The organism is Pedobacter frigidisoli (assembly GCF_032678525.1).
GTDB classification, from domain to species: Bacteria; Bacteroidota; Bacteroidia; order Sphingobacteriales; family Sphingobacteriaceae; genus Pedobacter; species Pedobacter frigidisoli_A.
The window spans coordinates 39,969-63,383 of record NZ_JAVTSE010000003.1; the positions used below are offsets into that span (position 1 = coordinate 39,969).

Here is a 23,415-nt window from a genome sequence, read left to right on the forward strand (position 1 = left end):
TTCGCTGAAGATATACACACTATAATCTGAACGACCAGAAAAAAAATGCAATTCAGAATAATTCTATATTATTTTCAATTAACTGATTATAAGTCAATTATTTATTGCTTTGCTTCAAATTGAGACAATAATAGTAATTTGAACGTAAAAGAAGTGTTAAACAATTTTGAATTTTCGGTAGGAGCTCTATATTTGTACCCGAGAGCGTTAATTTAGATACGGGTATATGGCTTAGGCTGTATGCCCGTTTTTTATTTGCGGAGTGCCAGATATTCAATCACTTCATCCAGGCATATTTTTAACCACTCCGTATATATAGTTGGATTTTTCCTGATATCGAGGGTCAATTCCTCAAGGCTTAGGTACCTAAAGCTTTCTACTTCACCGGTGTTGATAATTGGTAATTCGTTGGAATAGCCAAAGAATACATGATCGAGTTCATGCTCGATTAAGCCATCGCCGAAAGTGGCCTTATAAGTAAAATTAAATACATAACTTAAATCAGCGTGCATACCCATCTCCTCCGCCAGACGCCTGTTTGCACCTTCGAGGTTGGCTTCACCGGGGCGTGGATGGCTACAGCAGGTATTAGTCCATAAACCCGCAGAGTGATATTTCGTTTTTGCACGTTGCTGTAAAAGGATTTCGTTTTTTGAATTGAAGATAAAAACAGAGAATGCACGGTGTAAAACACCCTTTTGATGCGCTTCGAGTTTTTCCATCTTCCCCACTGCCACGTCATTTGGGTCAACCAGTATTACCTGTTCTTCCATATTCATTGTTTTGCTTTCCGGTGATTTATGATCATCTGAGTATCTGGTCAAACATCAGGCCGTTGAAAGCTACTGGACCAGAATTTAAACAGGTTATTATGGTTTAAAAATAAACATCATGGTTTGAAAAACAAATTGTTTTGAATCTTTTTAACACCCGGTAACCTGGAAGTTTCCGGATGTTATTGGAAATGAGTGATGTGAAGGGGGCTTATAAAAAGGCCGTTTCAGATAATAAAACCCCTTTTTCTCCGTTTCCTGTTTCAATAGTATGGAGGTTTTTGTATGAGTGACTAAAAAAATCGTAGGCGTTCTCGATTCGTTTGATAGAAACGGTACTTAAGGGATAATTGTAATTGGTTTGCATACAATGGAGATTACCATTTGCAAGCAAAAGGAAATCGCAGTCGTAACCTTGCTCTTGCAATTCAATGACCTGATTAGTTAGTGAGACATTCAGCCTGTTGGTGGTTCTGATTTTGTTTTTCATTGGGACTTGTTTAGGTTAAATATAAATGAGAAAGCGTAGATCTAATTTACGCTTTTCAATGCAATATATTGTAATACAATGGATTAAATTAATTTTATTCTGTTCATTGTTTCAGATTTAAAAGTCTCGGTCTGTTCATTTTATTGTAAAAGATTCACATTTTATGGAAAAATGGCCGGTATTACATCATCTATTAGTAATTTGGCAACGTCTAATCTGTCTCTATGAAATTAAGCTGCATCGTAATTGATGATGATATTTACGCCATTAAAGGCATATCCGCATACATTCAGGCGCTGTCCAATCTCTCGCTCATTCAATCTTATTCTGATCCGTTATTGGCGTTAAATGAAATTAGTAATGGATCAGGTGTGGACATCGTGTTTATGGATGTGGACATGCCAATGATTACAGGGATTGAGCTGTCCAAAATGATCAGACATAAAACTGATAAACTTATCTTCACTACTTCTCATTCAAAATATGCTTATGATGCTTTCGAGCTTAATGCTGATGGGTATTTATTAAAACCCTACACTTTTGCCCGTTTTGCAGAAACTATGAACAGACTTTTTCCACCGCCATCGGGCATGCAGCCATTGGGCACAGAACCGAAAGACGATTATTTCTTCGTTCGGAATAAGAGCGATAACAATAATCTGTTTAAAGTACGATATGCAGAAATTGTTGCTGTAGAGAGTCTGCAAAATTATGTAAGAATTTTCACGCGAAATGAAATTATCGTTTCCTATATTTCCCTATCCGAAATAAAGGCAATTTTAGAAGGTTATTCAAATTTTGCACAGGCACACCGTTCGTTTATCATCGCTAAAAATTTTATTGAAAAGGTTGAAGGAAATAATTTAAAACTTATCAATGGTCTATCTATTAGCTTAGGTAAGCATTATAAAGATCATATTTTGGATTATATTAAACAAAAGACGATTAAAACCAACAGAACTTAGGAGAAAAAACGTTACATCATTAGTTAGCAAACATGGTGTTATAATATCTTTATTTTTTTATTTTGCTGATACCACATTACTTGGCCGTTCCGAAAAGATGAGTACTAACCATTTAGAACAATTCAAACAAAATGCTATCCTCCAATGGATAGTGAAAAAAAAATTTCATTTTGTAGTTTGGATCATCTTCATATTTTATGAAGTGGTGATTGCCGGATTAATTTCAGGGAGATTTGCGAAGGTACCATCCTATGTACTTTACTATGCGCTCAATATTTACCTTTTCTACTTTCATGCACACGTAGTATTAACCTTTGGTTTGAAAAGCAAAAGGTCGTTATGGGTACTACCGCTTTTGCTATTGTCAGAACTAACAGGATATTTCCTGGTGAGTATGTGCCTGGACTATGTCATTATCAATTATGTTGGTTATGATGGTCCCAAGTTTAAAATACTGAGTCTGCATCATTTAATCGGCCCCCTCTACCGCTGCATTTATTTCATTATTTTTTCATCAGGTTATTATTTTCTGATGAATTATTTAAGGGAAAGACGGAAAACTGCCGACCTGGAATCTCAGCGTTTGCACAATGAAATTCAGATTGCAAAATCTGAGAACGCATTTTTGAAGGCACAGATTCAGCCTCATTTGTTGTTTAATACTTTAGATTTTATTTACCATAGTGCCAGAGATTCATCACCCGTGGCAGCAGAGACAATATTATCACTTTCCGAAATGATGCGCTATTCGGTGGATAGCAATCACAACAAGGATCTTGTATCATTAAAGGAGGAGATCAATCAGGTAGAAAATTTAATTAACCTGCATCAACTCCGCAAGGGTCATAGTCTTCAGATACATCTGTTTTACGAAAATGAGATTGAAGATGTATTGATCATTCCCCTGGTGCTGATTACACTGGTTGAAAATATTTTTAAACATGGCGACTTGTCTCAATTAGATAACCCGGCGCAAATCAGTATAGCTTACCAGGATGGAATATTGCTTATTGAAACCATCAATCTAAAAAAGAACAATAATGAGCAGAAAAGCCTGAGGTCTGGATTGGAAAATGTTAGAAAACGACTTAATTTCGCGTATCAGGACAGGCATGAATTAAATTTTAGTACTGAAATGGAACATTTTTTCACCGTCCGGCTATCTATTTCCAATCCAAACATCATCTGTGAAATTTAATCATTGAATTGTCTGTCAATTCGTAATTGATAATCAGTATTTTATAGGATTATTTAAACACAAAAGGAGTATAAGGCTCTTTTTTTTCTTTTTTACTAGGTAGAATTGTAATTTGCATCATCTAAAACTAGAAAATGTCAATAAGTTGCATTGCTATTGATGACGATCCTCATTCTCTGGAGAGTTTAATGGCATATATGAATAAACTGCCCGGTCTTGAACTGGTTCAAAGCTTTACTGAACCGCTTGAAGCATTGGCTGAAATTTCTGATGCAAACCCGGTAGACATTATTTTTATGGATGTGGAGATGCCATCGCTTTCAGGGATTGACCTTGCAGCTCTGCTTAGAACAAAGACGAAACACTTAATTTTTACCACTGCCCACACCCGTTACGCGATAGATGCATTTAAGGTAGATGCCGATGCCTATCTGTTAAAACCCTATTCGATGGTGCATTTTGCAAGGACAATTAATAATCTTTACCCCACCGGAAAAAAAGAAGATGCCGCCTTTTCCATTTTCGAAGATCATTTTTTCTATATGCCACTACATGGCGATGGCAGTGATTTGATCAGGATTGATTTGAATGAACTAATATCTGTAGAAGAATCTGGTGATGAGGTGCGGTTTAAGACTACACACGACAGCTTTACCAGTGCAAAATCGAATTTTATTAAAACCATACAAATTCTGAAGCAGCACCCGGCTTTTATTCAGATCAATGCATCAGTAATGGTTTCAAAGCAACACATCAAAAGTGTGCTGGGTAACCGGGTTTTGCTTTCAGGTGAGCTATTCTACACAATTGCGCCTTCTTATGAATTAATGTTTAATCGTTTCCTTAAAGATCACGTAAACATTAATCCTGATTCCGGAGAATAACAGTTCTTCCGGCTGTACCCTGATTTTTTTCGATTTACACAAAACATTATGAGCTGAGTATTGTATTAGCTTAGTCTAATTTTACTAGTTTATTATTCGTTTTGAAAAGAGTTTTAGTTGTGGATGATGACCCCGATATACTGGAGGTTTTTCAGATGGCGTTGGAAAGTGAACGATACCAGGTTTTACCTCTTCTTTCACCAAGATATATTTTTAAAAACATCAAAAATTTTAAACCTGATTTGATTATTCTGGACATTATGTTAAATGGAATGGATGGTCGGATTGTGTTCAAGGAAATAAAGTCTAATCCGGATACAGAGAATATCCCTGTTATTCTGGCTTCGGCCAGATATGATGAAACTTATATTCACTCGCAGCAGTATCATCCTGATGCCTATTTAGAAAAGCCATTTGAGGTTGCAAGGTTACTTCAGGAAGTTAAAACATTAACCTAAAAAATATGAAATTAAAAATCCTTGTGCCATGTCTGCTGCTATTATCGGTAGCTACGCTGCGAACTTTTGGACAAACCAGCCGGCCTGATAAGCTATATTCGATGAGCGGAATAGGGTTTGCCTTCCCTATGGGGCAAACCTCAGACTATTTTAAGCCTAAATTTTCCACTACATTGGGAGTGAATCTTGGTCTGGGTGACGGGGGCCTGTTCCTGTATCCTAAAGTAAGTCTGCATGCCTTCAGCTACAATCAGATTGTACCTGATGCCGGCTACACCTATACGCTACAAGATAGCAGGGCCACCACATATTTGCTTAACGTGGCGTTGGGATACCGTAAAATTGTAAATAAATGGGCTTTTTATGGTTTTGCAGGGGCTGGCGGTGGTTTTATCCTTACTCCTCAGGCTGCTGTTAATGCATCAACACTGCAGGTTACGATGAGCAACCAATCAAATGCGCTGGGCATTGCCGAAGGCGGCGGAGGAATTGAGTACAATATTGGTGGTGCAAATTTGTTTGCCGAGGTGAGTTATATGTACGGATTTAGTAAAATTCAAGACAGAACATTTAATACTGTTCCCGTTACAATTGGGATTAAACCAAATTTGAGTAAACTGTTGAGAAAACGTTAGTTTTACTTATACCATTTTTGAAAGCGACCACGTTATGATGTTGGTCGCTTTTTTTATGGCTAAACAAAACTAAAAATTACCGGATAAAATATTTCATATACTAATTATTTTAGTATAAATTTGTGCTTCATCTCAGATCATGTTATACGCAGTTGTAGATATAGAAACCACGGGGGGCCATGCGTCGGCAAACGGAATTACCGAAGTTGCCATTAACATTCACGATGGCAGTGAAATTGTTGAGTCGTACAGCACATTAGTCAATCCAAAGCGTCCTGTGCCGATGCACATCACTGCATTAACCGGGATTGATGATGAAATGTTGGTGAATGCGCCTTTATTTGAGGATGTTGCCCTGCAGATTTATCAGTTGCTCCACGATAAAGTCTTTGTTGCGCATAATGTTAATTTCGACTATTCATTTCTGAAACATCATTTGGCGGCTGCAGGGTACGAACTCAACTGCCGGAAGCTATGTACAGTACGGCTTAGCAGGAAGCTCATCCCTGGCAAATCGTCTTATAGTTTAGGTAAACTTTGTTCGGCCTTACAAATTCCCATCCAGAACCGTCACCGTGCAGCCGGAGATGCGGATGCTACCAGTATTTTGTTCAAGCTGTTGCTGGATCACGATCAGGAAGGGATGATCTCCGAGATGCTTAAAAAAACATCCAAGGAACAGGTATTGCCTCCACACCTCGACAAAGCTTCGGTAACCCGGTTGCCAAGCCAACCAGGAGTTTACTATTTCAAAGACAATAAGGGGAAGATTGTGTATGTAGGTAAGGCAAAAGATCTGAAAAAACGTGTATTAAGTCACTTTGCAGGTAATAAACCGAACAGGCAGCGGCAGGATTTTTTAAGAACAATCTTCAGTGTAGACTATGTTATCTGTGGTACTGAATTAATGGCATTGATATTAGAAGCAAATGAAATCAGGAGATTATGGCCTGAAAACAATAGGTCGATGAAACGTTATGAACATAAATATGACTTATATGCGTTTGAAGATCAGAATGGATATTTAAGACTTGCAATAGACAAGCATAAAAAGAATATTAAAGCTTTGCAGAGCTTTAACAATTTGCTTGAAGGCTACAATTACCTCAATCATCTTGTTGAGAAATACCAGCTTTGCGCCAGACTTTGCTATTTGCAGAAAACGGCTACGAAATGTATGGCACACGAGAACGGACAGTGTTTTGGGGCCTGTAGTGGTATTGAAACAGTAGCGGTGTACAATAACAGATTAAATAAAGCGCTCATAGAAATTGAAAAGGAGCAGCCCAGCTTCGCACTTGTAGATGAAGGCCGGAATTCTGATGAATGGAGCTGTTTATTAGTAGAGCAAGGTAAATTTTATGGTATGGGCTATTTTACTGATAAAAGCTACTTAAACGAGGGCTTATCTCCTATTAAAAACGACCTGACCGTTTACCATTCTAACAGTTACATTTTGAATCTGATTTTAAATCATGCTGAACAACATCCCCAAAAGCTTTATAAATTGTAAATAATATCTGTCCTCATTCAAAAATGATGTAAGTTTGTACCTCAAATTTTTGGTAGCTGGCCTATCAGATAACCATAATAAAAAAATAAATCATATGACCCCAGATTCTTTCAGAGAACTTGCTTTATCATTCGAGGATGTTGTTGAGACACCTAATGTTAATAAAAATTCATTTAAAGTAGATGAGAAGATTTTCATCACTATCGATAATGTTAATATGAAAGCAGTTTTCAGATTATCGCCTAAAGAACAGCAGAAATTTTCTGATTTAGATCCATCAGCAATTTACCCGGCACAAGCTGGATGGGGTAAGCAAGGCTGGACGATTTTTGAACTTAACTTTATTGAGGCTGAAACCATTGAGAAGGCATTAACCTTATCCTATTGCTCAGTTGCACCAGAAGAATTGGCAGCGAAATATAAGAAAACGCGTGCTAAAAAGTAGTACTTATCTTAAATGCCACTATAATTTTCGTTTCTTACCGGCAGATCTTGTCAGTAGATCACTATATTTACCTGGTTTAAAATATATTACGTTATGACAAAATCAATCTGGATTAATCTTCCTGTAAAAGATATAAATGCATCTAAGCGCTTTTTTAGTGCTTTGGGTTTTACGCTGAATACGCAATATGGGGTTAGAGAAGATTCTGCAAGCTTTCTAATTGGAGACTCCAATTTTGTGCTGATGCTTTTTGAAAAATCGCTTTTTGAAGGCTTTGCAGGTGTTGAGGTCTCTGATAAGCGCCTGGGCAATGAAGTGCTGTTTTCAATTGATGCGGAGAGCCCGGAAGAGGTAGATGAACTGGCAGACAAAATCGTAGCGGCCGGCGGCACAATATATGGTGAGCCAGGTTATAAGGACGGATGGATGTACGGCTGTGGATTTATTGACCTGGACGGGCAACGGTGGAGTATACTTTATATGGACGTGAGCAAAATGCCTTTAGGATAACGATTGTTGAATGGTATATTGGCAACACTTCCCACTTCTGCATTGGAAGGTGTTGCAAAACGGTTAAAATTGTTGTTTCAAAAGCTGAGCAACTGTTTTGTCGGTACGGAAAGTAATTTCGTCAATGTTTAAATTCGCTATTGAAACCCATCGGAAGGCCTGAAGTATATCCCCTTCCCCATCAAAATCATAAATTTTAGTTTTGAAATTAAGCGTTAAAGGTGCCTTCTCTTTTACTAAATAATAGACACTGATGATCTGACTTTCATTAAAAGAAGATTTTTCGTAGAAGTCTGTGGTATAGAAATGAGATAAGACTTCAATTTCCGCATTACATTCTTCCATAAATTCCCGTTTTAATCCGTCGATTAATCCCTCTCCAAATTCCAGGCCACCACCCGGGAATTTGCTGAAGCGAAAACCATGTTCTTCTTCATCGCTAACCAGAACTTCATCCTGATCATTGAGTAACAGGCCGTATACCCTGACATTAAAGTAGCTCATTTTCGAAATGTTTTTTGTTTCTGATGACAATCTCAGGGGTCCAGGTGATTTCTTTTCTGAATGGTTCTTGTCTAACCGGGCATTCACTCATGTGGCAATAATTGCAACATTCGGGTAAGCATGGATCAGCATGAATAAAAAGTTCTGCCTTTCTTACGCCGCTTTTATTGATTAACTCGTCGATTTGTGAGATTTCCCTATGCACCTCGTTCAGATCAAAATAGTAAGGCAAAGTAACGTGGCAATCAATATGAAACTCTGGTCCGTATTGTTGAGTACGAAGGTTATGTACATCAATCCAGGGATTGTGGCGGTTGTTCTGTAGCAGTTCAACTACTTCTTCCACCAACTGAAAATCGCTTTCATCCATTAACCCGCCGATTGATCCCCTGGTTAGCTTATAACCAGAATAAACAATATAAAATCCAACGAGAACAGAAAGCAGACTATCCAGCCAGATGACATCAGTAATCTGAATCAGTATCAGTCCAATGACAATGGCAATGCTGGTATAGGTATCAGTAAGCAGGTGTTGTCCATCTGCCTTTAATGTGATGGAATGTTCGCGCTCACCAGTTTTGATGAGGTATAATCCAACAATTAAGTTGATGACACCGGTGATGCCAATAATCAAAGTTCCTTCCAGCAGCTTTCCTACGGCATGGGGATAGATGAGGTTATATGAAGATTTAAAAATAATAATAACACCGGCTATGAGTATAAGTATCCCTTCTACAAAAGCTGAAAAGAATTCAACCTTACCATGCCCGTAAGGATGGTTTTCATCGCGTGGCTGAGTACTGAGATAAATACTGTAGAAGGCAAAACTCCCCGCTATTACATTCACAATGCTTTCGGCTGCATCTGTTAGAATGGCGTTGGAACCTGTGATAAAGTATGCAACAAACTTGGCTAACATCAATATCACACTCACCGCCAGTGAAATTACAATTGCTTTCTTCTTTACCGTCACGAACTTTTTTTTACAAAAATACGCTTATGCGAGAAATAAAATGAGAAAAACTCAGGCTTTTTTAGTGCAGAATAATATTTGGTTTATATATTTGCGCTCAAAGTAATTAACCATGAGCACCTTATCTAAAAGAATCAACAGCCTGTCAGAATCTGCAACCCTTAAAATGACTAAACTTGGCCGCGAATTAGCTTCCAAGGGAATTAACATTATTAGTTTAAGCGTTGGTGAACCCGATTTCAACACTCCAGAACACGTTAAAGATGCTGCAAAAAAAGCATTAGACGAGAATTACACCCGTTATTCGCCCGTACCAGGTTATCCTGATTTACGCCAGGCAATCGTTAATAAATTAAAGACTGAAAATAATCTGGATTACGACATTTCGCAGATCGTTGTTTCAACAGGTGCTAAACAATCGCTATCAAACGTGATTTTAACGTTAATTGATCCAGATGATGAAGTGATTATCCCTACTCCATACTGGGTTTCTTATTCGGAAATGGTGACGCTGGCAGAAGGAAAATCAGTGTTTATTGATACTGATCTGGATAGCAATTTCAAAATCACACCAGCACAGTTAGAAGCGGCGATTACACCGAAGTCTAAATTGTTCATGTTCTCTTCTCCCTGTAACCCTACCGGTTCAGTTTATAGTAAAGATGAACTGGCAGCGCTGGTTAAAGTTTTTGAAAAATACCCCAATATCTACATCTTATCTGACGAAATTTACGAGCACATCAACTTTGTTGATCAGCATGAATCGATTGCACAGTTTGATAGCATAAAAGACCGGGTAATTATTGTAAATGGTTTCTCAAAAGCATTTGCTATGACTGGCTGGAGATTGGGCTATATCGCCGCAAATAAAGAGATTGCAGCCGCTAATGATAAGCTGCAGGGACAAACTACATCTGGTACTTGTTCAATCGCCCAGAGAGCTGGCATTGTTGCCTACGAGCAGGGACTTGAAAGCGTGCTGAAAATGAAAGAAGCATTTTTACGCCGAAGAGAGCTGGTTTACAATTTATTAAATGAGATTCCTGGCGTTAAAACAAACCTGCCTGATGGCGCATTCTATTTCTTTCCGGAAATCAGTTCCTTTTTTGGTAAAAAAGATGCTGAAGGCAACGTGATCAAAGATTCATCGGACCTGGCTTTGTACTTGTTAAATGTGGGTCACGTAGCTACCGTAGGTGGTGATTCCTTTGGAAATAACAATTACATCCGTTTATCTTACGCGGCATCAGATGAGAGTTTAGTTGAAGCATTGAAGAGAATTAAGGAAGCTTTAGCTAAGCTGAACTAAAAGTTGCTTTTAAAAATGTAATCCCTCGGCAGATTTAACTTTGACGAGGGATTTTTTTTAGGTTGCATTTGATATCTCTACCGAAATGATTGCTGCAACCTGAATATGGTAAGGGAGGTTTAGCTCCTTATGGCTTCCACGGGATCTAATTTTGAGGCAGAATATGCAGGCCAGAATCCGGAAATAGTTCCTATGATAATCGAAATACCTATACCCAGTGCAATATTATTCAACCCCAGTATGATATGGAAATCGGTTGCCGCACCTATTGCCAGTGCCATCAGATAAACCAGGATGAGGCCAAGCAGGCCACCAAGAATGCAAAGTGATATAGATTCGAATATGAACTGCAAGAGAATAAAATAGTTCTTCGCGCCCAGAGATTTCTGTATTCCGATAATATTTGTTCGTTCTTTAACAGACACAAACATGATGTTGGCGATACTGAAGCCTCCTACCAATATGGAGAAACCGCCAATTATCCATCCTGCCCAGTTTACCATGGTAAACATGGAGTCGAGTTTGTTGGAAATTATTGATGTTTTATTCAGGGCGAAATCATCTTCCTGACCCGGGCGTATTCTGCGGATGGACCGCATCAGGCCCTGGAGTTCACTTTCAATTTCTTCCAGCGATACATTGTCATTTCCACGCACCGTAATCTGTGGATCATAACGCTCACTTTGAATGTCGAGCACGCCTTTAGCGAAATTAACGGGGATATTGACGTTTTTGTCAAGGGTTGTCCCAAAAATATCTTCTCCTTCTTTCTTAAATACCCCGATAACAGTTAGTCTCCTTCCCAATATCTGGACCTGTTTTCCTTTAGGATCTTCAGAACCAAATAAACCCTCGGCAATATCTGCTCCCATGATCAGTACAGGGGCTCCGTTATTGCTTTCGCTTTCTGTAAAGTAGCGTCCGTCCTGCAGTTCAAAATTCCAGGTTTTATCAAAGTCCTGCGAAGCGGCGGAAATGGTAACCCCCTCAACAGAGTTACTCCTGTATTTAATGGTTCTGTTACTGGTTGATATTTCGAAAGTAATGCCTTTGGCATTTTCCATTCGTTCTTTTAGAGACTGAAAATCGCGGAGAGAGGGTTCCGGGCGGTTCATGTATTTCCACCAGGGATAATTATCGCTAAAACTCCATGGCCACTTCTGGACAAAAATGGTGTTTGAACCCAGCTTATCAACGCTCGCCTGGAGTTTACCCCGAAAGGTGTCGACTGCCGAGAATACAGTTATAATGGTAAATATCCCGATGGTTATGGCTAAGAGCGATAACATGGTACGTAATTTATTCTGACGTAATGCATCAAACGCAAAACGGAAACTTTCGCCTATTAGCCTAAAAATAATCATAATCAGTGTTTAGATGCTTTATTGCCGAAAAGGTTACAACATCTATCAAAACTAATTAATTTTATGTTCAATGCGCAGTTCGGCACAGAATTAAGTCATATAAACAGCCTTTAAAACATAATATCGGTAATTGCGTTTCTTTAAATACAAAAAAGAAATATTAAATTCGTATTTTTGCACCTCAAAAAATTCATCAGGAATGAAATTATCACAATTTAAATTCAACTTACCAGAGTCGTTAGTTGCCCATACTCCATCAGAAGAACGCGATGAAGCACGTTTAATGGTTTTGCACAAAGACAGTGGTAAAATTGAGCATAAAATATTTAAGGATGTTCTGGGTTATTTCGATGACAAGGATGTTATGATATTGAACAACACCAAAGTTTTTCCTGCACGTTTATATGGCAATAAGGAAAAAACCGGTGCTACTATTGAAGTTTTTCTTTTACGTGAGTTAAATAAAGAATTGCGTTTGTGGGATGTATTAGTAGATCCGGCACGTAAAATTCGTGTTGGTAATAAACTTTACTTCGGTGAAAATGATTTGCTGGTTGCAGAGGTTGTAGATAATACAACATCCCGCGGTCGTACCATTCGCTTTTTGTTTGAGGGAACCGATGAAGAGTTCAGAAAAAATGTAGAGATTTTGGGTGAAACCCCGCTTCCTAAATACATTAAACGCAAAGCTACCGCTGAAGATAAAGAGCGTTATCAGACCATCTTTGCCAAACATGAGGGCGCTGTTGCAGCACCAACTGCTGGTTTACACTTTAGCCGTGAGTTGATGAAACGCCTGGAACTTAAAGGTGTTGAGTTTGCTGAAGTTACCTTGCACGTAGGCTTAGGTACTTTCAGAACGGTTGAGGTTGAGGATTTGACTAAGCATAAAATGGATTCTGAGCAATTCATCATCGAACAAAAAGATGCTGACATTGTAAATAAAGCGCTGGAAGCTAAACGAAGAGTTTGTGCGGTAGGTACTACTTCAATGCGTTCTATCGAATCTGCGGTTTCTGCCAACAGAACGTTGAAGGCAGCGAATGACTGGACCAGTAAGTTCATCTTCCCACCTTACGATTTTAGTATTGCAAATTCAATGATTACCAATTTCCATACTCCTGAGTCTACACTATTGATGATGGTGAGCGCTTTTGGTGGTTATGAAAATGTAATGAATGCATATGAAGTTGCTGTAAAAGAAAAATATAAATTTTACAGCTATGGCGATGCCATGCTGATTATCTAGAATAGATTCAAGTATTGAGTATCAGGTAACAGGAATTTAACTTTTGTACCTGCTACTTGATACTAAATACTTGATACTTTTGATGATGAAATACTACGCTATAATTGTGGCCGGCGGTTCTGGTAACCGGATGCAAACCGAAACGCCTAAACAATTTCTCTTGCTGAAGAACCTTCCGGTTTTGATGCATACGATTAGAGCTTTTGCACAAAGCAATACGCAACCCAAGATACTATTAGTGTTAAGTGCCGAACAGCAAGGATACTGGAGGAGACTTTGCGAGGAGTTTAATTTTCATGTTCCCCATGAAGTCATTGATGGAGGTTCCGAGCGTTTCTATTCCGTTAAGAATGCAGTTGATGTGATTCCCGGAGCTGGCTTTGTTGCTATTCATGATGCTGTAAGGCCTTTAGTTTCAAAGGAACTGATCGATAGCTGTTTTGTACAAGCCGAACTAAAAGGTAATGTAATTGCGGCAGTGCAGTCAAGTGACAGCGTGCGATTATGGAGTGAGGGAAAAACGGCCTCCCTCAAGCGCGATGAGATTTACCTGGTTCAAACGCCTCAGACATTCAGTTCGGATGTGTTAAGGCGGGCTTATACGCAGACTTTTACAAGCCATTTTACAGATGATGCGAGTGTTGTAGAAGCTATAGGAGAAGAAATTAATATCATTGAAGGAGAACGAAGTAATATCAAGATCACCTTCCCGATTGATCTGGCGTTCGCGGAACTTCTGCTTAAAAAATAAAAAAGAAAAGGTGCTCTGAGCATCAGAACACCTTTTCTAATTCATCTGTTTGCTAAGATCTACTTTTAAAACTGATGAATGTTTGCTTAAATATATCTTAAGCAGCCCTGCCGATCACTTTCAGCAGAATAGCTATAACTGCGATTACCAATAGCACGTGGATGATGTTACCTACATCTCCAAATCCGTGAAATAAAAATCCTATAACCCATAGTATTACCAATACTACCGCTACTAAATACAATAAATTTCCCATAGTGTTAATTTTTAAGTAAATGTTGAAGTAGTAACAACACGGTACAGGATTTTGTTTAAAAGTTGTAAAAAAAAAACCGCTCAGCATGCTGAGCGGTTTTTATCTTTTTAAATTTCTAGTATTCATCCTCGTTAAAAAAGAAATCTTCTTTAGTAGGATAATCAGGCCAGATTTCCTCAATGGTTTCATAAGGCTCGCCATCATCTTCCAGTGCCTGTAAGTTTTCAATAACCTCTACCGGTGCACCAGAACGGATACCGTAATCAATTAATTCATCTTTAGTTGCAGGCCATGGTGCGTCTTCCAGGTGCGATGCTAATTCTAATGTCCAATACATATCTTAAATTCAGTTAAATTTTTATTCTTAACTATGCGCAAAGTATATTAAAATATTTGAGCAAAGCAAACTTATTTTTCCACTATTAAACACGGGGTATCCAAATGTTTTCTTCCGCGTTAAAATCCTTCGTCAGTTTTCGTGCCAAAACGAATAAATAATCGCTCAGGCGGTTGAGATAAACGATTACACGCTCATCCACAAAGCTATTTTCTGCCAATTCTGTTGTTAGTCTTTCTGCCCGCCGGCAAACACATCTGGCAACATGACAATATGAAACGACAGTATTGCCACCTGGCAGAACAAAATGTTTCAGTGCCGGCAGCATAACATTCATGGCGTCCATCTCTTGTTCAAGCAACTCTACATCCGCATCATGTAAATCAGGAATTTTCATTTTTGATTTTTCGGGATCCGCTGCCAGGGATGCACCCACTGTAAACAGGCGGTCCTGTATCTCTTTGAGAAGTTGTTTCGAATGTGGATCAATATCCTGGCTCATGATTAAACCGATATAGGAATTGAGTTCGTCGACCGTACCGTAGGTTTCAATGCGTAAGTGATATTTTGGTACCCTTGTACCACCGATTAGCGAAGTTTGGCCCTTATCGCCGGATTTGGTATAGATTTTCATGATATCTTCTCCCAATCACTGCCGCTATCTTTTAAGGCTTGTAATCGTGGTGAAACGTTTTTAATGTCTGTATTGATGTAATCATTTTCGATCAGTCCATCGCGCATACGCACAATTCGGTGAGCATGTTGAGCGATGTCTTCCTCATGCGTTACCAGGATAATAGTATTTCCTTTGCTGTGGATTTCTTCAAGCAAGCCCATAATTTCGATCGAGGTTTTGGTATCCAGGTTTCCCGTAGGCTCATCGGCCAGGATAATTGACGGGTCATTGATTAACGCACGGGCGACAGCCACACGCTGGCGTTGACCTCCTGAAAGCTCATTGGGTTTGTGATCCATCCGGTTGCCTAGTCCAACATTCTGTAATGCGGTAGCGGCACGTGCTTCGCGATCTTTTTTACTGTTCCCGGCATAAATTAAAGGTAGTGCTACATTATCCAGGGACGTAGAACGGGGAAGAAGATTGAAAGTTTGAAAAACAAAACCAATTTCCTTGTTTCGTACTTCTGCTAAAGCATCATCGCTCATCCGGCTTACATCTGTACCGTTGAGGATATAAGATCCGTTTGTAGGCGTATCCAGGCATCCCAGAATATTCATTAACGTGGATTTGCCTGAACCGGAAGGGCCCATTAAAGCAACAAATTCCCCTTTGTTGATATCAAGGGAAACTGATTTTAAAGCATGGATAATCTCAGATCCAATAACATATTTGCGACCAATTTCTTTTATCGTGATGAGTGGTTTCTCCATGTTTTTTCTTTTTTAGACAAGGCTTATGGTAGAGATGTTACAGCCATGGCAAAATATAGGCAAACTCTGAACTGGTGCTATATGTATGCCTTTTATTTTTCAATAATTTTTGGAACCATGAAAAATGCATCAGTATATTTAGCGGCATTTTTGAGACCATCTGATGTAGAAATTTCCTGTTTAACGATGTCTTCACGCCAAACGTTGGTGGCTTCATTCATGTAAACCAGTGGTTTTACGTCATTCGTATCCAGCTCGTTTAGCTTTTCCATAAAGGATAAAATTTTATTCATTTCAGGAATGAGCGTATCCACCTCTTTTTCATCGATATGAATTCTGGCTAAATCGGCTATTTTATGGATGGTTTTTGCGTCTAAATTCATACTATTAGTTTACTATCAATTAATTGGAACACTTTTTCTTTTAAAACGTCAGCGTCATCAATAGCCAGGGAAGCAGTATTGATGGGTTTGTGAATGTAAATATCGCAAATTCCCGGCTTACTTCCATATTTTGCTCCGTCATCCCAGTTGATCTTCCATACATTCGTAATGCTCACCGGTATCAGCGGGATATTTTTGTCGATTGCGAGGCGGAAAGGTCCATTCTTAAACTCACCCAGTTTTGGAGGATAGTGATCATCAATTTTGCCTTCAGGAAAAATAATCAGACTCATCCCCTTTTCCAGGTTATCGCCGGCTTTTTTAAACGCCCTAAAGGCTGAAATTTTACTTTCTCTATTCACAGATATATCAATGGTTTTGAAAAAGATGCTTAGAACAGGATTTTTAAGTAACTCGTCCTTCCCCATAAAGTGGTATCTTCCTGAACACATGATACAGAAAACCATAATATCCAGATTAGAACTGTGGTTGGCGCAATAAATATAGGTTTGCTCACTATTCAGCTTTTCTTCAAATGTGTAGCAAAAAAATACCCCCGCGAAAAAGCTGCACAACAAACTGTTTAGCTTTCTGCAAAAGTTGAGGGCCCCGTAATACTTTTCGTTACGGGATGTAAGGTAGTAGAACGGATAAAGCAGAGCAAAAAAGAATATGATCCAAAAAAGAAACCATACCCGGTGTGCCTGGCGTAAGAAATTAATCATAGGTATATCAAAAATATAAAATAGGGTGACAATATCAATTTTGCAGGTCATATTTTTTCAATCTATCTCCGCCTGCCTGAAATTCACATTCTGATTTGCATCGCCTGAAGGATACTTTCAGATTAAATTGTTTACAAAATATGCATCGGATGTATTTTATTTTTAATTTCGTGCCATTATGAAAGAAACAGTGGTGAGTGGCATCAGGCCAACAGGAAAGCTACATTTAGGAAATTATTTTGGTGCAGTAACTAACTTTGTGAAGATGCAGTATGATTACAACTGCTATTTTTTTATTGCCGATCTTCATTCGTTAACCACTCACCCCACCCCTGGCGATTTGCACGGTTATGTGCGTCACGTTCTGGTGGAATATTTAGCTTGCGGCATCAATCCGGAAGAAACGACAATATATGTCCAATCTGATGTACCAGAAGTTTCAGAATTGTATTTATACCTTAACATGAATGCCTATCTGGGCGAGCTGGAAAGAAGTGCTTCCTTCAAAGAAAAAATAAGATCGAACCCTGATAATGTTAATGCTGGTTTATTAACCTATCCAACATTAATGGCTGCAGATATACTCATTCACCGTGCAACCAAAGTGCCTGTCGGAAAAGATCAGGAACAACATCTGGAAATGACGCGTAATTTCGGTAACCGTTTTAACAGAATGTATAACGCAGATTTTTTCCCTGAATCTTTTGCGTTTAATTATGCTGAAAATCTGGTCAAAGTACCCGGTTTGGAAGGAAAAGGAAAGATGAGTAAATCAGACGGCGATGGGAACTGTATTTATTTGTCTGACAGTCCGGAAGTGATCCGTAAAAAAGTTGCAAGAGCGGTAAGTGATAGCGGCCCTACAGAAGAAAATCAGGATAAACCTGAAGCCATTCAAAATCTTTTTGATCTGATGAAAATTGTTTCTACGCCAGATACGGTTGAACATTTCGACGGATTGTATAATAAAATGCAAATCCGGTATGGTGACATGAAAAAACAACTGGCCGAAGATATGATTGTTTTTAATTCGCCGATAAGGGAGCGTATAGAGGAGCTGTCGAAAGATGAATTATACCTTAGGCAGGTGGCCAAGCACGGTGCTTTAAAAGCCCGCGAAAGTGCGCAAAAAACAATCAGGGAAGTTCGTAGTTTAATCGGATTTAAAAGTTTTTAATTAATATTAACAGGTTTGAGCTTTAGCTTATAGATTAGGCAAATTTGTCTTTCTAATTGCTCACCTCTCAAATCTCATACCAAAAAAGATGCACATAGCAATCGTAGGAAACATTGGCGCCGGTAAAACAACTTTAACAGGTTTACTGGCCAAAAATTATGGATGGGAAGCTTTATACGAAGCTGTGGACAACAACCCTTATCTGGAAGACTTTTATGGCGATATGAAACGCTGGAGCTTTAATCTTCAGATTTATTTTTTGAATAGCCGCTTCCAGCAAATTACTGATATTGAAGTAAATAAACGCAATGTAATTCAGGACAGAACGATTTACGAGGATGCACACATCTTCGCCGAAAACCTTCATGATATGGCGTTAATGACCACGCGCGATCATGATAATTATCGTGCAATATTTGATAACATTACCTCTTTTATTAAACCTCCGGATTTATTGGTTTATTTAAGGGCATCTGTCCCAACGCTGGTAAATAACATTCAACGTCGCGGGCGCGAATATGAAGCGGGAATACGAATTGACTATCTTTCGAAACTGAACGAAAAATATGAAGCCTGGATAAAAGGTTATAGCTTAGGAAAACTTTTAATTCTGGATAAAGACAAACTGGATTTTACAAACAACCCGGAAGATCTGGGAACCGTAATTCAGTCGATTGAAGCTGAAATAAACGGATTATTCTAAGGAGAAGAAATTACAATATATGAGCATAAATCAGCAAGAATCGGCTACAAGTGATTCAAAAATCATTGGAATCATTCCGGCGCGTTATGCTTCTACCCGTTTTCCGGGTAAACCTTTGGTTGACATTGCCGGCAAAAGTATGATCCAGCGGGTTTATGAGCAAGCCAGTAAAGCCAGAAGTTTAGCAAAGGTGGTTGTTGCTACCGATGATGAACGGATTGCTGAAGAAGTTCAAAGATTTGGCGGGGACTTCGTTTTCACCGCTGCACATCATCAAAGCGGAACGGATCGCTGTGCTGAAGTGATAGAAAAGCTTCCTGATTTTGATATCGTAATTAACATACAGGGTGATGAGCCATTTATTGAACCAGCTCAGATTGATTTGCTGGCAAGCAGCTTTACAGATAATAAGGTAGAATTGGCAACGTTAATCAAGCCGATTCAAAGCCAGGAAAGTATTTACAATCCAAATAGTCCGAAAGTAGTGATTGATATACACGGGCGGGCGATGTACTTTAGCCGTAGTCCTATTCCGTTCATCAGAAGCGGCGAACCGGGTGTTTGGGCGGAAAAACATCAGTTTTACAAGCACATAGGTATTTATGGCTATCGTGCGGAGGCATTAAAGGCAATCACCAAACTTCCTCCATCCTCTTTGGAAATTGCAGAAAGCCTGGAGCAGTTACGCTGGATTGAAAACGGCTTTTACATACAAACAAAAATTACAGATCTGGAAACGGTTGCTATTGATACGCCTGAAGATTTAGTAAAACTAAACAAATTACTAGAGGCTTTGAAACTCGAATAGCGCAAAAAAAAGCTTTTTTTATTTAATTAGAGGAATACATTCTTAAAGAATAACCGCCTTGGGCAGCAGGACGAAAAGGAGTATGTCCATTTTTCGGTTATGGTTGTTTCTTGGTTATTCTTTTTGAATTTCATCGGTATAAATCCCTAAAATTTGTATTTTCGGCTATGAGAAATCCGCTATTCTTTATTCTTGCATCTGTTCTGTTCTTTTCTGCCTGTCAATCTGATTCAGGTAAAAAAGAGGGGTCTGTTGAATTTAAAAATGTAAATCAAATAATTACAAAATCATTCTCAAATCTGGATGTACCTGATACTTTTAAGATAGAGCTTACCGGAAGAAAGCCAGAGGAGATGGTATTGAATTTTACGATTAAAAATGCAGCGGGCCAGGAGCTATATCATACCAAATTAAAAGGAACTGATTTGTTGGGCAGTACTGATCCTAACGTAGATTTATCTAAAGAGAAGGATCAGGTGATCTTTTTGAAAACGATTGCAGATGACTTTTTTTCGGAAGATAATTTTCTTGAACCAGCGGTGATGCCTGAGGATAAAGCGGACAAGTATGTCCCTGATAAAGCGCTTTATGAAGAATTAAAGAAATCAGGCTTGAATGGCTTTAAATACCGGTTAAGTAAAGAGAATAACCTTTATATCGCCTGGAGTGAAAAAGAAAAGAAGGTGAAAATTTATTATAATTGCTGTTGATCCTAATCGATAGCTGATTTAATATTTGTTGTTACGATTTTAAAAGCCTATTTTTACATTGATCAAACCGTCTTAGTCTCCGTACTAACTCCCCTATTGTTGTAAATCCATCCCTTTTTATAATTTTTTATGAAAAGGATATTTTTATTACTATTGGTTTCTTCTGTTTTTATTGTGCAGTCATTTGCGCAGACTGGCTGTGTTATCGTTAGCGATAATGGTATTTGTTGCAGTACCGGAAGCAATTTTTACCTCACAGCTACCACTACGCGTAGCTATGTTAATAATAACCCAACATATAATCCAAGTAAATCAGGTGGTGTGTGTAGCACCTCTACCACTACTGTTAACGCAGATGGGAAAATAGTACAATACACCAACGGTATACGTGTCGATCCAGATGCGTGTTACAATCCCGTGATACCGAGGTCTACTAATCGCACCTGCTATGCCAACGGTTTCTGCGGAGTCGAAATGACCTTGAACGTTGTCAGTTGTCCGCTTGATACCAATTCATGGCTATGGCTTTTTATTTCTGCAATTCTGGGGTTCGGTGTATTACGCATAATCAGCGCCCCCTATTCTGATCCAAACATTTAGCGTTATGAAAACTCAGTGGGCCTTAATCATCCTGTTTCTGTTTTTTCGTTCTGGTGATGCATTTTCTGATGTAGTTTATGGATGTAGATATATGGGACGGATCTATACACACCAAATTAACATCGGAACGAGTAACCCTGAGAAATTCGATGAGCCCTATTATTTTCAATATACCAGCCCTGCATCTTGTACATCGGGAACAGACTTATTTGTATTAACCAGCGATGTTGTCGTACGTTCTGTTCCTCAGGGCGGGAGTTGCCAGGCAGAGTACATTGACAATGCATTCCAGTTAGGTGTACGCGTTTACTTCAATAATTCTAAAGTTTATCAGTGCCCTCTGGATAGCCAGGTGTTTTATCTGTTTTTGTTAACAAGCTTTACTGGGGTATTTTGTTTAAGAAAACGGAGTCATCTGCTTAGAGCCAGAAAATGAACCGAAAGGCCAGGTTTAGCCTTTACAATGCGTTGATGCCCCGTTTGAATTGAACTAAATAACTCCTGATTTTACGATTTTGGGTTATCAGATATGTTATTATCCTGAATCACATTGCATTATCATTTTTTAATAATCTTCATTTTACCAGAGCAGAAACAACTAATTTTCCTACCTTTGTATCCCGTACAAAAAGCAGCAATAAGAACACTTTTGCTGTAAAAAATCAAAATCATGACTAAGTATATTTTTGTTACGGGCGGTGTTACTTCCTCTTTAGGTAAGGGCATCATATCCGCATCTTTAGCTAAACTTTTACAGGCACGGGGCTACCGTGTAACCATTCAAAAATTCGATCCGTACATTAATATCGATCCCGGAACATTAAATCCATATGAACACGGCGAATGTTTTGTTACGGAAGATGGTGCAGAAACAGATTTAGATCTTGGTCATTATGAGCGTTTCCTAAACGTTCCAACATCACAAGCCAATAATATTACAACCGGCCGTATTTATCAAAACGTCATTCAAAAAGAACGTAAAGGCGAATATCTGGGTAAAACAGTGCAGGTGGTTCCTCATATTACAGATGAGATTAAACGTAACATGCGCATTTTGGGTGAAAGCGGAGATTACGATATTGTGATTACGGAGCTTGGCGGTACTGTTGGCGATATTGAATCCTTACCTTTTATTGAAGCGGTTAGGCAGTTCAAATGGGAGGAAGGAAGTTCAAATGCAATTGTTATTCACCTCACATTAGTACCATACCTGGCGGCCGCTGGCGAATTAAAAACGAAGCCTACACAACACTCAGTAAAAGCTTTACTTGAATATGGAATTCAACCAGATATTCTGGTTTGCAGAACAGAACACCATCTTGGCCCAGACCTTAGAAAAAAAATAGCATTATTTTGTAATGTTAACATTAATGCGGTAGTCGAATCGATGGATGCATCCACTATTTATGATGTGCCATTGTTAATGTTAAAAGAACAATTAGATAAAACGGTTTTAGCAAAATTAAAGCTGCCAACTAAAAACGATCCGGACATGGAAAGCTGGAAAGATTTTCTTGGTCGCTTAAAAAACCCTACTGCCGAGGTTAAAATCGGTCTGGTTGGTAAATATGTGGAATTACCTGATGCTTACAAGTCAATTATTGAATCATTTGTTCATGCAGGTTCTAAAAACGAATGTAAAGTAAAGGTGGAGTATATTCACTCGGAAAGTATTTTTCCGGATAATGTGAAAGAAAAGCTTGGACATTTACAGGGCGTATTAGTTGCCCCTGGTTTCGGAAGCCGTGGAATTGAAGGTAAAATTGATACCATCAAATACGTAAGAGAGAATAATGTTCCCTTCTTTGGTATCTGTTTAGGAATGCAATGTGCGGTGATTGAATACGGACGTAACGTGCTGGGCTTAAAAGGCGCACATACTACCGAGATTGATCCTGAGGCTGCAAATCCGGTAATTAATATGATGGAAGAACAAAAGAGTATTGTAAATATGGGGGGTACGATGCGTTTAGGTTCTTATCCTTGCGACATTAAAAAGGGATCAAAGGCGTTTGCGATATATGGCAAGCAACATATTAATGAGCGTCATCGTCACCGTTATGAATTCAATAATGCTTATCTGAAACAATACGAAGAAGCAGGAATGGTTGCTTCAGGAATTAATCCGCAAACCAACCTGGTTGAAATAGTTGAACTTAAAAATCACCCGTTTTTTGTTGGCGGACAGTTTCACCCAGAATTAAAATCAACAGTTGCTAATCCTCACCCACTTTTTGTTAAATTTGTCGCCGCTGCAATGGAGTATGCGAAAAAGAAAACAAATTAAAAGCAGTACAAATAAATAT

The 23,415-nt window shown here is 38.7% G+C and carries 29 protein-coding genes; 18 read left to right on the plus strand and 11 right to left on the minus strand.

The window, feature by feature from the left end; translation table 11 throughout:
• Window positions 1-251 precede the first annotated feature (251 nt).
• A complete protein-coding gene (idi, locus tag R2Q80_RS09245; RefSeq protein ID WP_316799323.1) occupies window positions 252-773 on the minus strand; it encodes an isopentenyl-diphosphate Delta-isomerase in 522 nt (173 codons plus the stop codon).
• 211 nt (window positions 774-984) lie between these two features.
• Complete coding sequence (locus R2Q80_RS09250; protein ID WP_316799324.1) at window positions 985-1,263, minus strand: hypothetical protein; 279 nt, start codon at window positions 1,261-1,263, stop codon at window positions 985-987.
• A 224-nt stretch (window positions 1,264-1,487) separates the two neighbouring features.
• On the opposite strand from R2Q80_RS09250, the gene R2Q80_RS09255 reads away from it, so the two are divergent.
• The 8 genes from R2Q80_RS09255 to R2Q80_RS09290 all read left to right on the plus strand — a co-directional run bounded on the left by R2Q80_RS09255 (window position 1,488) and on the right by R2Q80_RS09290 (window position 7,871).
• Window positions 1,488-2,228: a LytTR family DNA-binding domain-containing protein gene (locus R2Q80_RS09255; RefSeq protein WP_316799325.1), complete on the plus strand. Its 741-nt coding sequence runs from the start codon at window positions 1,488-1,490 to the stop codon at window positions 2,226-2,228.
• Window positions 2,229-2,379: 151 nt separating this feature from the next.
• Window positions 2,380-3,426 carry a sensor histidine kinase gene (locus tag R2Q80_RS09260; RefSeq protein ID WP_316799326.1) on the plus strand — a complete coding sequence of 349 codons (1,047 nt, stop codon included), beginning with the start codon at window positions 2,380-2,382 and terminating at the stop codon, window positions 3,424-3,426.
• Between the two features lie 134 nt (window positions 3,427-3,560).
• Window positions 3,561-4,310 carry a LytR/AlgR family response regulator transcription factor gene (locus R2Q80_RS09265; protein ID WP_316799327.1) on the plus strand — a complete coding sequence of 250 codons (750 nt, stop codon included), beginning with the start codon at window positions 3,561-3,563 and terminating at the stop codon, window positions 4,308-4,310.
• Between the two features lie 101 nt (window positions 4,311-4,411).
• Window positions 4,412-4,768 carry a two-component system response regulator gene (locus R2Q80_RS09270; protein WP_316799328.1) on the plus strand — a complete coding sequence of 119 codons (357 nt, stop codon included), beginning with the start codon at window positions 4,412-4,414 and terminating at the stop codon, window positions 4,766-4,768.
• 5 nt (window positions 4,769-4,773) lie between these two features.
• A complete protein-coding gene (locus R2Q80_RS09275) occupies window positions 4,774-5,403 on the plus strand; it encodes a hypothetical protein (protein ID WP_316799329.1) in 630 nt (209 codons plus the stop codon).
• A 139-nt stretch (window positions 5,404-5,542) separates the two neighbouring features.
• The gene (locus R2Q80_RS09280) at window positions 5,543-6,916 is read left to right on the plus strand and encodes an exonuclease domain-containing protein (RefSeq protein WP_316799330.1); all 1,374 of its coding nucleotides are present in this window, start codon (window positions 5,543-5,545) and stop codon (window positions 6,914-6,916) included.
• 94 nt (window positions 6,917-7,010) lie between these two features.
• Window positions 7,011-7,361, plus strand: coding sequence for an MmcQ/YjbR family DNA-binding protein (locus tag R2Q80_RS09285; protein ID WP_316799331.1), 351 nt, complete (start codon window positions 7,011-7,013; stop codon window positions 7,359-7,361).
• 93 nt (window positions 7,362-7,454) lie between these two features.
• Window positions 7,455-7,871, plus strand: coding sequence for a VOC family protein (locus R2Q80_RS09290; RefSeq protein WP_316799332.1), 417 nt, complete (start codon window positions 7,455-7,457; stop codon window positions 7,869-7,871).
• Between the two features lie 63 nt (window positions 7,872-7,934).
• Here R2Q80_RS09290 and R2Q80_RS09295 read toward each other — a convergent pair whose 3' ends face one another.
• Together R2Q80_RS09295 and R2Q80_RS09300 are read right to left on the minus strand one after the other, a co-directional pair.
• The gene (locus tag R2Q80_RS09295; protein ID WP_316799333.1) at window positions 7,935-8,375 is read right to left on the minus strand and encodes an NUDIX domain-containing protein; all 441 of its coding nucleotides are present in this window, start codon (window positions 8,373-8,375) and stop codon (window positions 7,935-7,937) included.
• Entirely contained in the window at window positions 8,362-9,348 is a 987-nt protein-coding gene (locus R2Q80_RS09300) for a cation diffusion facilitator family transporter (RefSeq protein WP_316799334.1), read from the minus strand. The genes R2Q80_RS09295 and R2Q80_RS09300 overlap by 14 nt, the downstream gene beginning before the upstream one ends.
• Window positions 9,349-9,460: 112 nt before the next feature.
• Here R2Q80_RS09300 and R2Q80_RS09305 point away from each other — a divergent pair, with 112 nt between their 5' ends.
• Window positions 9,461-10,657 carry a pyridoxal phosphate-dependent aminotransferase gene (locus tag R2Q80_RS09305; protein ID WP_316799335.1) on the plus strand — a complete coding sequence of 399 codons (1,197 nt, stop codon included), beginning with the start codon at window positions 9,461-9,463 and terminating at the stop codon, window positions 10,655-10,657.
• 119 nt (window positions 10,658-10,776) lie between these two features.
• Here the strand turns inward: R2Q80_RS09305 and R2Q80_RS09310 are convergent, their stop codons facing one another.
• Complete coding sequence (locus R2Q80_RS09310) at window positions 10,777-12,021, minus strand: ABC transporter permease (protein WP_316799336.1); 1,245 nt, start codon at window positions 12,019-12,021, stop codon at window positions 10,777-10,779.
• 199 nt (window positions 12,022-12,220) lie between these two features.
• On the opposite strand from R2Q80_RS09310, the gene queA reads away from it, so the two are divergent.
• Together queA and R2Q80_RS09320 are read left to right on the plus strand one after the other, a co-directional pair.
• Entirely contained in the window at window positions 12,221-13,270 is a 1,050-nt protein-coding gene (gene queA, locus R2Q80_RS09315) for a tRNA preQ1(34) S-adenosylmethionine ribosyltransferase-isomerase QueA (protein WP_316799337.1), read from the plus strand.
• An 82-nt stretch (window positions 13,271-13,352) separates the two neighbouring features.
• Window positions 13,353-14,021, plus strand: coding sequence for a 2-C-methyl-D-erythritol 4-phosphate cytidylyltransferase (locus tag R2Q80_RS09320; RefSeq protein ID WP_316799338.1), 669 nt, complete (start codon window positions 13,353-13,355; stop codon window positions 14,019-14,021).
• Window positions 14,022-14,118: 97 nt separating this feature from the next.
• On the opposite strand, the gene R2Q80_RS09325 is transcribed toward R2Q80_RS09320, so the two are convergent.
• From R2Q80_RS09325 to R2Q80_RS09350, 6 genes are all read right to left on the minus strand, one after another.
• Complete coding sequence (locus R2Q80_RS09325) at window positions 14,119-14,277, minus strand: lmo0937 family membrane protein (RefSeq protein ID WP_156166633.1); 159 nt, start codon at window positions 14,275-14,277, stop codon at window positions 14,119-14,121.
• A 115-nt stretch (window positions 14,278-14,392) separates the two neighbouring features.
• Window positions 14,393-14,614 carry a DUF2795 domain-containing protein gene (locus tag R2Q80_RS09330; RefSeq protein ID WP_010603503.1) on the minus strand — a complete coding sequence of 74 codons (222 nt, stop codon included), beginning with the start codon at window positions 14,612-14,614 and terminating at the stop codon, window positions 14,393-14,395.
• Window positions 14,615-14,699: 85 nt separating this feature from the next.
• Complete coding sequence (locus R2Q80_RS09335) at window positions 14,700-15,248, minus strand: cob(I)yrinic acid a,c-diamide adenosyltransferase (protein ID WP_316799339.1); 549 nt, start codon at window positions 15,246-15,248, stop codon at window positions 14,700-14,702.
• A complete protein-coding gene (locus R2Q80_RS09340) occupies window positions 15,245-16,003 on the minus strand; it encodes an ABC transporter ATP-binding protein (protein ID WP_316799340.1) in 759 nt (252 codons plus the stop codon). The genes R2Q80_RS09335 and R2Q80_RS09340 overlap by 4 nt, the downstream gene beginning before the upstream one ends.
• Window positions 16,004-16,095: 92 nt before the next feature.
• Window positions 16,096-16,386 carry an Asp-tRNA(Asn)/Glu-tRNA(Gln) amidotransferase subunit GatC gene (gatC, locus tag R2Q80_RS09345; protein ID WP_316799341.1) on the minus strand — a complete coding sequence of 97 codons (291 nt, stop codon included), beginning with the start codon at window positions 16,384-16,386 and terminating at the stop codon, window positions 16,096-16,098.
• Complete coding sequence (locus R2Q80_RS09350) at window positions 16,383-17,111, minus strand: lysophospholipid acyltransferase family protein (protein ID WP_316799342.1); 729 nt, start codon at window positions 17,109-17,111, stop codon at window positions 16,383-16,385. Before R2Q80_RS09350 ends, gatC begins: the two co-directional genes overlap by 4 nt.
• A 178-nt stretch (window positions 17,112-17,289) precedes the next feature.
• Between R2Q80_RS09350 and trpS the strand changes: the two genes are divergently transcribed.
• The 7 genes from trpS (at window position 17,290) to R2Q80_RS09385 (ending at window position 23,396) form a co-directional block, all read left to right on the plus strand.
• Complete coding sequence (gene trpS / locus R2Q80_RS09355; protein WP_316799343.1) at window positions 17,290-18,288, plus strand: tryptophan--tRNA ligase; 999 nt, start codon at window positions 17,290-17,292, stop codon at window positions 18,286-18,288.
• A gap of 88 nt (window positions 18,289-18,376) precedes the next feature.
• Window positions 18,377-18,991: a deoxynucleoside kinase gene (locus R2Q80_RS09360; protein WP_316799344.1), complete on the plus strand. Its 615-nt coding sequence runs from the start codon at window positions 18,377-18,379 to the stop codon at window positions 18,989-18,991.
• Window positions 18,992-19,010: 19 nt separating this feature from the next.
• Window positions 19,011-19,799: a 3-deoxy-manno-octulosonate cytidylyltransferase gene (kdsB, locus tag R2Q80_RS09365; protein ID WP_316799345.1), complete on the plus strand. Its 789-nt coding sequence runs from the start codon at window positions 19,011-19,013 to the stop codon at window positions 19,797-19,799.
• Window positions 19,800-19,966: 167 nt separating this feature from the next.
• Window positions 19,967-20,509, plus strand: coding sequence for a hypothetical protein (locus tag R2Q80_RS09370; RefSeq protein WP_316799346.1), 543 nt, complete (start codon window positions 19,967-19,969; stop codon window positions 20,507-20,509).
• A gap of 129 nt (window positions 20,510-20,638) precedes the next feature.
• On the plus strand, window positions 20,639-21,109 hold the full coding sequence (locus R2Q80_RS09375) for a hypothetical protein (protein ID WP_316799347.1): 471 nt from the start codon (window positions 20,639-20,641) through the stop codon (window positions 21,107-21,109).
• 4 nt (window positions 21,110-21,113) lie between these two features.
• Window positions 21,114-21,545, plus strand: coding sequence for a hypothetical protein (locus R2Q80_RS09380; protein ID WP_316799348.1), 432 nt, complete (start codon window positions 21,114-21,116; stop codon window positions 21,543-21,545).
• Window positions 21,546-21,779: 234 nt separating this feature from the next.
• Window positions 21,780-23,396: a CTP synthase gene (locus tag R2Q80_RS09385; RefSeq protein WP_047797777.1), complete on the plus strand. Its 1,617-nt coding sequence runs from the start codon at window positions 21,780-21,782 to the stop codon at window positions 23,394-23,396.
• Window positions 23,397-23,415: the final 19 nt, after the last annotated feature.

Coding starts and splice junctions, on each gene's coding strand:
- R2Q80_RS09285 (WP_316799331.1), top strand. CDS start 7,011: ATGACCCCAGATTCTTTCAGAGAACTTGCTTTATCATTCGAGGATGTT.
- R2Q80_RS09295 (WP_316799333.1), bottom strand. CDS start 8,375: ATGAGCTACTTTAATGTCAGGGTATACGGCCTGTTACTCAATGATCAG.
- trpS (WP_316799343.1), top strand. CDS start 17,290: ATGAAAGAAACAGTGGTGAGTGGCATCAGGCCAACAGGAAAGCTACAT.
- R2Q80_RS09335 (WP_316799339.1), bottom strand. CDS start 15,248: ATGAAAATCTATACCAAATCCGGCGATAAGGGCCAAACTTCGCTAATC.
- R2Q80_RS09370 (WP_316799346.1), top strand. CDS start 19,967: ATGAGAAATCCGCTATTCTTTATTCTTGCATCTGTTCTGTTCTTTTCT.
- R2Q80_RS09350 (WP_316799342.1), bottom strand. CDS start 17,111: ATGATTAATTTCTTACGCCAGGCACACCGGGTATGGTTTCTTTTTTGG.
- R2Q80_RS09340 (WP_316799340.1), bottom strand. CDS start 16,003: ATGGAGAAACCACTCATCACGATAAAAGAAATTGGTCGCAAATATGTT.
- R2Q80_RS09310 (WP_316799336.1), bottom strand. CDS start 12,021: ATGATTATTTTTAGGCTAATAGGCGAAAGTTTCCGTTTTGCGTTTGAT.
- R2Q80_RS09280 (WP_316799330.1), top strand. CDS start 5,543: ATGTTATACGCAGTTGTAGATATAGAAACCACGGGGGGCCATGCGTCG.
- gatC (WP_316799341.1), bottom strand. CDS start 16,386: ATGAATTTAGACGCAAAAACCATCCATAAAATAGCCGATTTAGCCAGA.
- kdsB (WP_316799345.1), top strand. CDS start 19,011: ATGAGCATAAATCAGCAAGAATCGGCTACAAGTGATTCAAAAATCATT.
- R2Q80_RS09325 (WP_156166633.1), bottom strand. CDS start 14,277: ATGGGAAATTTATTGTATTTAGTAGCGGTAGTATTGGTAATACTATGG.
- R2Q80_RS09360 (WP_316799344.1), top strand. CDS start 18,377: ATGCACATAGCAATCGTAGGAAACATTGGCGCCGGTAAAACAACTTTA.
- R2Q80_RS09305 (WP_316799335.1), top strand. CDS start 9,461: ATGAGCACCTTATCTAAAAGAATCAACAGCCTGTCAGAATCTGCAACC.
- queA (WP_316799337.1), top strand. CDS start 12,221: ATGAAATTATCACAATTTAAATTCAACTTACCAGAGTCGTTAGTTGCC.
- R2Q80_RS09275 (WP_316799329.1), top strand. CDS start 4,774: ATGAAATTAAAAATCCTTGTGCCATGTCTGCTGCTATTATCGGTAGCT.
- R2Q80_RS09385 (WP_047797777.1), top strand. CDS start 21,780: ATGACTAAGTATATTTTTGTTACGGGCGGTGTTACTTCCTCTTTAGGT.
- R2Q80_RS09265 (WP_316799327.1), top strand. CDS start 3,561: ATGTCAATAAGTTGCATTGCTATTGATGACGATCCTCATTCTCTGGAG.
- R2Q80_RS09290 (WP_316799332.1), top strand. CDS start 7,455: ATGACAAAATCAATCTGGATTAATCTTCCTGTAAAAGATATAAATGCA.
- R2Q80_RS09380 (WP_316799348.1), top strand. CDS start 21,114: ATGAAAACTCAGTGGGCCTTAATCATCCTGTTTCTGTTTTTTCGTTCT.
- R2Q80_RS09330 (WP_010603503.1), bottom strand. CDS start 14,614: ATGTATTGGACATTAGAATTAGCATCGCACCTGGAAGACGCACCATGG.
- R2Q80_RS09375 (WP_316799347.1), top strand. CDS start 20,639: ATGAAAAGGATATTTTTATTACTATTGGTTTCTTCTGTTTTTATTGTG.
- R2Q80_RS09255 (WP_316799325.1), top strand. CDS start 1,488: ATGAAATTAAGCTGCATCGTAATTGATGATGATATTTACGCCATTAAA.
- idi (WP_316799323.1), bottom strand. CDS start 773: ATGGAAGAACAGGTAATACTGGTTGACCCAAATGACGTGGCAGTGGGG.
- R2Q80_RS09250 (WP_316799324.1), bottom strand. CDS start 1,263: ATGAAAAACAAAATCAGAACCACCAACAGGCTGAATGTCTCACTAACT.
- R2Q80_RS09320 (WP_316799338.1), top strand. CDS start 13,353: ATGATGAAATACTACGCTATAATTGTGGCCGGCGGTTCTGGTAACCGG.